This is a genomic window from Eisenbergiella porci (assembly GCF_009696275.1).
GTDB lineage: Bacteria > Bacillota > Clostridia > Lachnospirales > Lachnospiraceae > Eisenbergiella > Eisenbergiella porci.
This window is the reverse complement of record NZ_VUMI01000057.1, coordinates 24,967-36,181: the sequence shown is the minus strand read 5'-3', so window position 1 is coordinate 36,181 and position 11,215 is coordinate 24,967. Positions and strand designations below refer to the sequence as shown.

The 11,215-nt window shown below is 44.7% G+C and carries 7 protein-coding genes; all 7 read left to right on the top strand.

Features of this window, described 5'->3' with window-relative positions; all coding sequences use genetic code 11:
- Positions 1-133 precede the first annotated feature (133 nt).
- Positions 134-1,081 carry an ABC transporter permease gene (locus FYJ45_RS23850; protein WP_235930989.1) on the top strand — a complete coding sequence of 316 codons (948 nt, stop codon included), beginning with the start codon at positions 134-136 and terminating at the stop codon, positions 1,079-1,081.
- Positions 1,082-1,095: 14 nt separating this feature from the next.
- Entirely contained in the window at positions 1,096-1,986 is an 891-nt protein-coding gene (locus tag FYJ45_RS23845; RefSeq protein ID WP_154467519.1) for a carbohydrate ABC transporter permease, read from the top strand.
- A 49-nt stretch (positions 1,987-2,035) separates the two neighbouring features.
- Complete coding sequence (locus FYJ45_RS23840) at positions 2,036-3,826, top strand: type 2 periplasmic-binding domain-containing protein (RefSeq protein ID WP_154467518.1); 1,791 nt, start codon at positions 2,036-2,038, stop codon at positions 3,824-3,826.
- A gap of 95 nt (positions 3,827-3,921) precedes the next feature.
- On the top strand, positions 3,922-6,234 hold the full coding sequence (locus FYJ45_RS23835; RefSeq protein WP_154467517.1) for a glycoside hydrolase family 95 protein: 2,313 nt from the start codon (positions 3,922-3,924) through the stop codon (positions 6,232-6,234).
- Between the two features lie 6 nt (positions 6,235-6,240).
- Positions 6,241-6,483, top strand: a complete 243-nt coding sequence (locus FYJ45_RS23830; RefSeq protein ID WP_154467516.1) for a hypothetical protein — start codon at positions 6,241-6,243, stop codon at positions 6,481-6,483.
- Positions 6,443-8,536 (top strand): glycoside hydrolase family 2 protein, encoded by a 2,094-nt coding sequence (locus tag FYJ45_RS23825; protein WP_195841954.1) that lies wholly within the window; start codon positions 6,443-6,445, stop codon positions 8,534-8,536. Before FYJ45_RS23830 ends, FYJ45_RS23825 begins: the two co-directional genes overlap by 41 nt.
- Before the next feature lie 209 nt (positions 8,537-8,745).
- Positions 8,746-11,163: a helix-turn-helix domain-containing protein gene (locus FYJ45_RS23820; protein WP_154467514.1), complete on the top strand. Its 2,418-nt coding sequence runs from the start codon at positions 8,746-8,748 to the stop codon at positions 11,161-11,163.
- Positions 11,164-11,215 lie beyond the last annotated feature (52 nt).

The window sequence follows — 11,215 nt, the reverse complement described above, 5'->3', positions numbered from 1 at the left end:
TTGTCCTATAACTTCTGATGGAGGGGGAACTCCTCCTTCCGTTATATCTATATAGATTTATTAGATTGGACTTTGTAACTGTTAACCAGTAGTCGTTCTTGACTACACCATTATTATACTAGGAGGATGTACGTTGAAAAGGTTGGGGAAAAAGAAAAGAACAGGAAGGGGAAGCTTCGGACATTATTTTAAGGCCCACTGGCAATTGTATCTGATGATATCCCTTCCGGTAATTTTACTGTTGGTATTTGCTTATGCGCCGATGTATGGCGTGCTGCTGGCGTTTAAGAACTATCAGGTCAGTCTGGGTATCTGGGGCAGCCCGTGGGCAGAGAATCATGGCCTGAACAATTTTATCCGTTTTTTTAATAACTATAATTTTAAAGAGTGCTTGAGAAATACCTTGGTTATTTCGCTTTATTCTATGGTAGTGACCATGCCGTGTTCCATTCTGCTGGCATTGTCTCTGAATTATGCGAAGAATATTTTTTTCAGGAAAACCGTTCAGATGATTACTTATTGTCCCTATTTTATTTCCACGATCGTGTTCGTGGGGATTATTAACCTGATGCTGGATACCAGGGTTGGGATTTTGGGGAAATTTATCAAAGATACCTTCGGTGTCAGTGTCCTGGGAAGCGCGAATCTGTTTCCGTCTTTGTACGTATGGACCGGCGTATGGCAGGGAGTAGGCTTCGGTGCCATCATTTATATTGCGGCTTTGGCAGGCGTGGATATGGAACAGCATGAGGCGGCAATTATTGACGGGGCGACCCTGCTGCAGCGGATTCGCTATGTGGATCTGCCGGCTATCCTGCCTACCGCGGTTATTATGATGATTCTGAATATGGGAAGCATCCTGAATATTGGCTATGAAAAGGTGCTTGCCATGCAGAATCAGAACAATCTGAGTATGTCGGAAGTCATCACCACTTATTCTTATAAGGTATCGTTGGTTTCCACCTTTCCGGATTATCCGTATTCCACGGCAATCGGTTTATTCCAGTCCGTAGTGGGGCTGGTCCTGATTCTGATAACAAATAAGATTGCGGATAAGCTGACCGGAAACGGGTTTATTTAAGGAAGGTGGGAGCTATGAAAAAGAAAAAAATTACACAGGATAAGGTAGTTTATTTTATTAACTATGTATTGCTTGCCTTGCTTCTTGTTATTGTCCTATATCCGATTATTTATAATATCAGCTGTTCCTTCAGTTCAGGAAGCGCGCTGATGGCGGGCAGGGTCAGATTGCTGCCGGTTGAATTTACCTTTGACAGTTATAAAGCGGTATTTAAATATCAGTCCATTTGGTCCGGTTATAAAAATTCTGTCATATATACCATTGTCGGAACGCTGATTAGCATTGTTTTTACTTTGTTTGCGGCATATCCTTTGTCCAGGGATGACTTCCGGGGGCAAAAATTGTTTACAGGACTTTTCTTGTTTACGATGATGTTTTCCGGCGGTCTGATTCCGACTTATCTTTTGGTAAGGAATCTGAAACTGATTGATACTATGTGGGCCATTGTTCTCCCTGGAGCGGTAAGCGCCTATAACATGATTGTGGCTCGGACGTTTTTTAAGCAGACCATTCCAAAGGAACTCATGGAAGCGGCGGAGATGGACGGCTGTTCGGATTTTAAATTTTTTTCCAGGATAGTGATTCCGCTTTCCACGCCGATTGTGGCAGTATTGTGCCTTTGGGTTGCGGTATCCCTGTGGAATTCCTACTTTAATCCGATGATTTATATCAATTCGGAAGATAAATATCCTCTTCAGCTGGTGCTGCGCAGGATATTGCTGATGTCTCAGGTGAATCTGAACAGTTCGTCTGTAGATCCTCAGGTAATAGCGAAAAACCAGTATCTGAGCGAAATGTTAAAATATGGAACTATTATTATAAGTACATTGCCGTTAATGGTTATCTACCCTTTTGTCCAGAAATATTTTGTCAAGGGCGTGATGATCGGCTCTGTCAAAGGCTAGCATAAACTGGGAAAACCCATTTATAGAAAAAGAAACAAGGAGGAAACACATGAGAAAGAAAGGATTGATTGGAAAGAAGCTGCTGTCGGTCATTACAGTACTGGCGGTATGTGGTTCTGTTCTGGGAGGCTGCGGCAGTTCTGCCGATACTGCTGCTTCGGGAACAGCTCCGGCAGATTCTGCCGCAGCAGAAACAGGGGAGGCAGGAGCATTTGATTTTGCATCCGTAAGTGATGTGAAATTTCCTCTGAAAGAAAAACTGAATATGACGGTATTCGTGTATGCAACAACTACCGGAGGCGGTACCTATCAGGATAATTATGTAACGGACTGGATTGAGGAAAAAACGAATATTCATCTTGACTTCGTATATGATGTGGACGGAGATGATGCGAAAACCAAGCTGAATCTGGTTATGACGGATCCGGCAAGCATGCCCGATATTTTCCTTGCGACCAACTGGACGAAATCAGAGGTACAGTCTTATGGCCAGCAGGGGCTGCTGCTTCCTTTAAATGATTACTTGAAAGATGCTCCGAACTGGAATAAAATGAATGAAGAAAGTCCGATGAGAAAAGCGGATCTTGTTATGTCTGACGGTAATATTTATACCTATGGAGATCAGAATGAATGCTATCACTGCAGGTATCAGAACAGAATGTACATTTACAAGCCTTGGGTAGACGCGCTGAATGGAGGAAAAATCCCTGAAACAACGGACGAGTTGTATGATTTCCTTGTGAAGGTCAAGAATGAAGATCCCAATGGCAATGGGATTGCGGATGAAATTCCAATGACCGGATTTATCGGCGGATGGGCTACCGATCCTACGGTATGGATGATTAATTCCTTTATCCAGTGCAATAATCCTTTGAGCAATACCAATCCTACGGTTGGCGCGGGACTCGTTGTGAAAGACGGAAAAATTGAGTATTCCGTAATGAAGGAGGAATACCGCGAAGCGCTTCGTTTTATGAGTAAGCTTTATAAAGAGGGGCTTCTGGATAACCAGACCTTTACACAGGATAATACGCAGTTCTCCGCGGCCCTGAAAAATGAAGATGCGCATCTGGTAGCCATGTATCCGGCCGGAGGCCCTCAGGTAGACGATGAGTTCTGGGCGAATGAAGACGGTGAGTGGCAGACTTGGGAAGTGATTGAACCTGTGGCAGGACCTGAAGGAGTAAGGCTGACCGCCAAAGGGCTTGATAATTACTTTGGTTCCAGTATCGGAAGTATTTCCGCCAATTGTAAGTACCCTGAAATTGCCGTGGCGCTGTTTGACTTCTTGGCAACCGAGGAAGGCACTAACGTTCAGGCATTCGGTCCGGAAGGGCTGGGCTGGGACTGGACTACGGAAGGAACTTCTCTTGCAGGCGGTACCCCTACCTACCAGAAATATACAATTCCTGAGGATTATGACTGGCTTGGAAACGGCTGGGAAAAGGAATATCCTGACAAGCACAGAACCTGGGTTTCAGATGCCAATGTCAGATGCAGTTCCGCAAGATTCCGCGGTGAAGTGAAAGTTGAGGATCCCTCTCATGATGGCGAGTATTATCTGCAGGCAGCCGCTGAGAAATATTCAAAGTATGATCCCGGGGATGATACAATTGTTCCCAACCTGGTATTCGAAGGACAGGATGCACAGACAATTTCCGAAGGTATCCTGACCATCGGCGGATATGTAAACCAGGCTACGGTACAGTTCGTAACAGGGGATTTGGATGTGGACAAGGATTGGGACACTTATCTTCAGAAGCTGGACAGCATGGGAGTACAGAATTATATCGATACTTATCAGAAGTATTATGATGCTTATAAAGCGAATGCGAAATAACAGAATACCGCTGCTGCTCGGCAGGAAATAGAGTATCCCGGCAGAAATTTAATATTTCTGCCGGGATGTTTCTTAATTGGAGGAGGTATAAATCTATGGAAGCACAGTTTCATGTAAAGCATAAGGAACCGGCGATGCGCTGGAAGGATGCCCTCCCTATGGGCAATGGGTCCTTAGGGGCCATGGTTTATGGGCATAACGCAAAGGAAAGGATTCAGCTGAATGAGGATTCTCTCTGGTATGGGAAACCTGAGAACAGGATTAATCCGAAAGCGGCCGGAAAGCTGAAGGAAATACAGGAGAAGGTGCTGGACCGCAGGTTTGATGAGGCGGAAGAGCTTATGTATTCTTATATGGTATCCTCTCCTCCTAATATGAGAAATTATTCCACGCTTGGAGAACTGGATCTGGCGCTGAATCAGCAGTCTGCTTTTCCCATGGGCTGGTTCCCGGAATCGGAGGGGGAGGATTACGAATCTGATCTGGATCTGGAAAATGGGATCCTGCGGATTGTACATATAGAGGATGGGGTACGTTATGAAAGGGAAATGTTTGTCAGCTTCCCGGATAAGGTGATGGTTATACGGCTGAAAAGCAGCAGGCCGGGGGCAATCCGGCTGGACGTCATGCTGAACAGATATCCCTTTACGGATGCAAAAGCGCCGGATGACAGACGTCCCGGAAAATATGTGAGCGCCGGAGTCTGGCCGGCAACGCGGTGTGACCGTCTGTATACGTTGGATGGAAACCGGATAATCATGGAAGGGCACGAAGCGGAAACCCAATTTGCGGTGGGGGTGTCGGCAGCAACGGACGGCAGAATCGAGGACTGCTATTCCAGACTTATTATCCGCGAAGCGCAGGAGGTGGTTCTCCTTGTTACGGCGGCTACGGACAACCGGGAGAAGGACTGCCCTGCTGCAGTAAAGAAAGGACTGGATCATGCGGCTGCTATCAGCTATGAGGAGCTTAAGCGCAGGCATATCCTGGATTTTTCGCCCTTTATGAGATGCTGCAGCCTGGCCGTTGCGGAGGATGCTGCGGCCTCACGGTATTTCCAGTTTGCCAGATATCTGATGGTTTCGGGAAGCAGGGAAGGCTCTTCTGCAATGAACCTGCAGGGAATATGGAACTCGGAATTTGATCCCAGCTGGGACAGCAAGTATACGGTGAATATTAATTTACAGATGAATTACTGGCCCGCCGAAATCTGCAATCTTTCATCGCTGCACAGTCCACTGTTTGAATTGCTCCATAAAATGGAGGAAAGCGGTGAAAAATGTGCCCGGGAAATGTATGGCTGTCGGGGGATGATGTGCCATCATAACACGGATTTTTACGGAGACTGTGCGCCTCAGGATGTTTATCCGGCGGCCACGATCTGGCAGTGCGGCGGCTCCTGGCTGGGGCTGCATATATGGGAGCATTACAGGTATACCCTGGATGAAAAATTCCTCCGGCAGGAATATCCTGTTTTGGAGAAGCTGGCTTTGTTCTTTGTAGATTTTTTGATAGAAGACAAAGAAGGTTTCCTTGTAACCTGCCCGTCGGTTTCACCGGAGAACCGGTTTATTACGGAAAATGGCTATGATACGCCTATCTGCGCCGGACCGGCCATAGACAGCCAGATCATCCGCGCTTTAATGACTGCGTGCCTGGAAGCCGGGAAGGTGTTGGGAATTCATAATGACAAGGAAAAGGAATTTGAAAAGGTTTTGAATCGTTTAAGGCCAAATCAAATCGACAGCATGGGACGCCTTATGGAATGGGCCGCACAGGAAAAGGAACTGACTCCTGATATGGTGCATACCTCCCATCTTTGGGCCGTGTATCCCGGAGATGAAATCGCGTGGAATAAAGACAGAGACTTATTTGACGCAGCCAAAAAAGCGCTGTATTCCAGAATTGAGCATGGCGCAAGATCATTTGGATGGCCAGGGGCCTGGCATATCGCTTTCTTTGCCAGATTCCTGGACGGTGAAAACGCAGGCAGGATCATTTCCATGATGCTGGAACACGGATTAAGCAGAAGCCTTTTGAATGCGGAAAATGTCTTTCAGATTGACGGAAACATGGGATTGCTGGCAGGCATGGCGGAATGCCTTCTTCAAAGCCATGCGGCGGTCCATTTCCTTCCGGCGCTGCCGCCTTCCTGGAAGAACGGATGGGTGAAGGGACTTCGGGCCAGAGGCGGGATTGAGACGGATATTTATTGGCAGGACGGCATGCTGACCGCTGCCTGGGTCAAAAGCGACAGCAGCCGGATGGTTGAATTTACGGGAAATTATCCGTTCCTGATCCGGCAGGGGGACAGAAATATAGAGTATGAGGAATGTATAGAAGGGTATCGGATTTATATGGAGGAAGGGAAGCAGTATGAGCTTCTTTTCGGAAAGACGGAGGAGTAAAAGGAAATGAGCGGCAGAACAGGTAACAGGATACAGCGCCTGGAAAACAATGACTGGAAATTTATGCATGGGGACTTTCCGGAGGCGGAGACGCCGGATTTTGACGATTCCCAATGGTATGATATCGGGCTTCCGCATTCTTCCGGCATTCCTCATTTTATGACAAATGAGTTTTATGTAGGCTATGGCTGCTACAGGAAAAAACTGTATGTGGAAAAGGAATGGCTTGGAAAACGGATTTCCCTGTAATCCCAGGCTTGCGCCAAGGGCGGGGGAACATGTATTCAACGGAGGCATTTACCGGGATGTGAGCTTAATTGTCACGCAGCCGCTCCATATAGCATGGTACGGAACCCGTGTGACAATGCCGGAGGTTTCAAAGAAGACAGCGAAGATAGCAATGGATACCGAGATTTGCAATGAGGCAGAAGATGCTGCGCAGTGCCGTCTGGTATCAAGGATTCTCCGGGAGGGAGAGGAAATCGGGAAAGTATGTTCCGCGTTGGACGTATCTTCTGGTGATACGGAAATAGTTTCGCAGGAATATACGCTTTGCCGGCCTGAGCTGTGGCATCCGGATCATCCCAATCTATATGTCCTTAAAAGTGAGATATGGGAAGGGGAAAGGCTGACAGATAGCTGCGAAACTGAATTTGGCATCCGGTGGTTTTCTTTTTCAGCGGACACCGGATTTTCATTAAACGGGGAGCATTATGAGATACACGGGGCAAATGTGCATCAGGATCATGCGGGCTGGTCTGATGCGGTGACCCATACGGGAATACAGAGGGACATCGCCATGATAAAAGGCTGCGGCATGAATTTTATCAGAGGCTCTCATTATCCGCACCATACTTATTTCGCGCAGGAATGCGACAGGCAGGGGATCCTTTTCTGGTCTGAGAATTGCTTCTGGGGGACCGGAGGCCCGAAGGAGGAAGGCTATTGGACCGCCAGCGGCTATCCGGTAAATGAAGAGGATGAGGAGGAATTTGAACAGAGCTGCCTTCAGACATTAGAAGAAATGATTCGGACAAACCGGAACCATCCCAGCATCATCGTATGGAGTATGTGCAATGAACCGTTCTTTTCCGATATTGAGGTGATGGAAAAAGCCAAAGCGCTGGTGGTCAGGCTTGCAGAGCTTTCCCACAGGCTGGATCCCACGCGTCCGGCCGCAGTCGGCGGGGCACAGAGGGGAGGCTTCGACAGCCTGGGAGATATTGCAGGCTATAACGGAGACGGGGCATCCATTTTTATAAATCCGGGATTTCCCAATTTCGTATCGGAATATGGAAGCACGGTTTCAGATCGGCCGGGAGAATTTATGCACAGATATCAGGACGGGGTGGAGAAGAACTATCCATGGCGCTCCGGGAAATCCCTATGGTGCGGGTTCCATCACGGAAGTATTTTATTTGATATGGGGCATATGGGAATGATAGATTATTACCGTCTGCCGCTGAACACCTGGTATTGGTACCGGGAAAATCTGCTTGGCATACAGCGGCCTGCGCTCCTGCAGGAGGGGATCCCTTTCCGGATCCATCTGGCTGCGGATCGGACGGAAATAAGCAGCGATGGGACGCAGGATGCTCATATCATTGTCTCCGTCATGGATGAACAGGGAAACAGAATCACCAATTCCCCGGAGGTGGTGCTTGAGGTGGTAAGCGGGGAAGGGATGTTCCCCACCGGCAAAACCTTTGTTTTTTCTCCGGAAAGGAATAACTTCATTGAAGGGCTGGGAGCCATTGAGCTGCGTTCCTATTATGGAGGAGATACCATAATACAGGCGCGAAGCGGCGGGCTGCTCGGCGACAGGCTCTGTATCCATGTAACGGGCAGTGTAAAACCAGAGAACCGGCAATTGAAGGAATTGCAGCCTCCGCCGTATTTGCAGGGAGCGCCGGAAAGGAAGCAGCTAAGTAATATCAGCCTTAACAGGCCGGTCTTTTGCAGCAGCGCCCACAAAGAGCATCCGGGAAAAAATGTCACGGATGGTAGTTTCAATACCTTCTGGTATCCGGCGGAGGAAGAAACAGGCGGCTGGATCCTGGTTGATTTGGAAGGCACGAAGGAGGTTAAAAGTATTACCCTGGAATTCAACGCTGTTATGAACGGAGTATATGAACTGGCGCTTTCTGATGACAGAAAAGAATTCAGGCAGATATACCTGGCACGGGAAGGGGATGCCAATTCCTTCTTGACAGTGCATCTTTCCTCCGAAAGGGCCAGATTTGTCAGGGTGCGTTTTCCGGGAGAGGCTGTGGGGATTGTTAAAATTGAGGTTATGGCGTAAGATAGGGCGGTGTGCTGGCTGAAGGATGCAATATAAGATACTGCTGTAAGAATTTTTTCAAAAAAAACTATATTCTGCTTAAAGGATTCACCTGGTAAAATCAAAACAGGTGAATCCTTTAGATCGGACCATGTTTTTCCAGAACTTAAGAAGCATTGTTTTGGGGGAAATGAACTTTACAAAATATATAAAATAAGATATGTTTATTTATGTCAGCAGAGCGCAATGCTTTTTATCTGCTGAGACTTCAGATAATGACAGAGCAGGGGGGATACCGGGGAGAAGTTATGGGGATTTTTTCACGAAGTATTAAAGAGTTTAGATTAAACAGTATATTTGTGAGAATTTTTATTTATATTATGGCGCTGGTTCTTATATCAATAGGACTGGTATCTTTTTTTTCTTACCGCAAATCTTCTGCAATGATGATTAGCGAGGTTCAGAACAGCAATATGCTTATTTTAAAACAGGCGCAGAAAGGGATTGATCAGAAAATTAATTCTTTGCAGGCCAATCTTATGCAGGCTGCATTGAACCGCAGCCTGAATGAGGTATTATACCTGTCGAATCAAAGCAATTATGATAAATACGAATTAATTCAGGATTCCATGTCTTATTTAAGCGCTCTTAAATCAAATAATAATTACATATCTGATATATGGCTGTATGCAAAAAAAACTGATTTTGTATTAGGTACAGAAAGCAAATATGAACGTTCCCTTTTTTTCTCAGATGTATGCAAATATACAGATGATATTGATTGGGATCAGGTATTTGGAAGCAGCGGTTTTAATTATATTGGTAAGAAAAATATTTATCGGGGGACCTATCAGGTTCCGGTGGTGGTTTTTTCAGAATCCCTGCCGTTTATCGATAAATCTCCCAAGGGAATGCTTATCGTTAATGTAAGCGATTCCCTGTTTGAAAAAGAACTATCCAATTATAATAAGGAAAAAATTATTTTCCATTATATTGTTGATAAGGAAGGGAATATCGTTTATACGAACGAACAGTATTATGATGAGTTTAACGACCTGGATTTGATACGGTCAGCTGTCCATTCGCAGTTAACCGGGATGACTCAAAAGCAGGATACAGTAGAACTGATGGCAGGCGGAAAACCCTTTACCATTCAGTATATACAATCGCAAAACCTGCAATGGAAATACATTTCAGTGATTCCCACGGAATACATTAAGGAAAGTGTTAACCAAATCAGGAATGTTACGCTGCTGGTGGTATCGATAAGCATAATTTTATCTATTGTATTAACAATATATATTGTAAATGGACTATACAGGCCCATGAACAAAATATTGAGTTACATTAATATAATAGGTGATAGAAAAACAATCGAAAATAAAAAGAAAAACAGAAACGAATTTGCCTTAATCAATGGCATAATTGATTATGTTTATAAAGAAAACCAGACGCTGCAGGATAATTATGAAAAAAGCAGGCCAATGCTTCAGGATAAGTTTATATATGATATTATCAATGGACAGGTTGACAGCGATTCTGAAAAATTAGGTTTGGAAATAGGAATTGAGCTGCCATTTCCTTTTTATCAGGTAATTGTATATGTCATTGACGGGGAAATTCCGGGCAGTTTAAAAAAATATAAAATTTCCCACGAAGAAGATGTCGTAAAAATGAGGGAAATTGCTGAACTGACTTTGGGAGAACAATGTAAATGTTATTTTCTGGCAAAGGATGAACAAACAATTGTTTCCGTATTAAATGCACCTGAATCTTTTTATGAATTAAGTGGTATGAATGAGTATTTGGCAAAGGTACAGGAGTATATGAATAAAGGCGATTTGCCCTATGTTGTCGGGGTGGGAAACAGCTACAAGGGTATCAGAAATTGCTATCGTTCCTTTATTGATGCGCTTGAAACAATAAAATATCAAATCGTAAAGGGGCAAAATTCTGTTATTTACATTGACGAGGTGAAAAATACAAATGGCGCGGTCATTTCATATCCGCTGGAAAAAGAAACACAGCTAATCATGATTACAAAATCCGGCAACAGTGAAAACGTAGTTAAAATGCTGGAAGATATATTTTATGAGAACTTTTCAGAGGATGTGTTGTCTCCTGAAATGATCGATAATTTGTTCCATGCATTAGCCGGAACAGCGGTAAGAACAATATTTGAGATGAGGCTGACAAATGAACAGATTTTTACTGATAAGCAAGATATCTATAAGGAGCTTGATCAGAAAAAAAGCATAAGCGAAAAGAAGCAGTATGTAATATGGATATTCAAGACGATTGCATTATTTGCAGCAGACAATAAACGAGGTCAGCAAAATTATGTTTTGGAAAAAATAGACCGTTACCTTGAAGAAAATTACAACAAGGAAATTTCGCTTGATACTGTAGCGGCGGTAGTTAACTTATCTGCTTCTTATTTGAGTTTTGTATTTAAAGAGAATTCCGGTTTGAATTTTGTCGATTATGTGAATCAGTTCCGATTACGAAAGGCCAAGGAGCTGCTGGAAAACACTTCATATAATATATCACAGATCGCTGAATTGGTTGGGTATAGCAGCGCAAACAGTTTCAGTAAGGTTTTCAAAAAATATAATGGCATATCGCCGGCGCAGTATAGAAAAATTTAATATCAGGAAGAGTATGGAAGACCCTTTTCTCATGAGCGGAGAAAAGGGTCTT

What these genes read in the sequence shown, in the direction of transcription:
- FYJ45_RS23830 (WP_154467516.1), top strand. Translation starts at nt 6,241, where the DNA reads ATGAGCGGCAGAACAGGTAACAGGATACAGCGCCTGGAAAACAATGAC.
- FYJ45_RS23835 (WP_154467517.1), top strand. Translation starts at nt 3,922, where the DNA reads ATGGAAGCACAGTTTCATGTAAAGCATAAGGAACCGGCGATGCGCTGG.
- FYJ45_RS23840 (WP_154467518.1), top strand. Translation starts at nt 2,036, where the DNA reads ATGAGAAAGAAAGGATTGATTGGAAAGAAGCTGCTGTCGGTCATTACA.
- FYJ45_RS23825 (WP_195841954.1), top strand. Translation starts at nt 6,443, where the DNA reads ATGTGGAAAAGGAATGGCTTGGAAAACGGATTTCCCTGTAATCCCAGG.
- FYJ45_RS23845 (WP_154467519.1), top strand. Translation starts at nt 1,096, where the DNA reads ATGAAAAAGAAAAAAATTACACAGGATAAGGTAGTTTATTTTATTAAC.
- FYJ45_RS23820 (WP_154467514.1), top strand. Translation starts at nt 8,746, where the DNA reads ATGTCAGCAGAGCGCAATGCTTTTTATCTGCTGAGACTTCAGATAATG.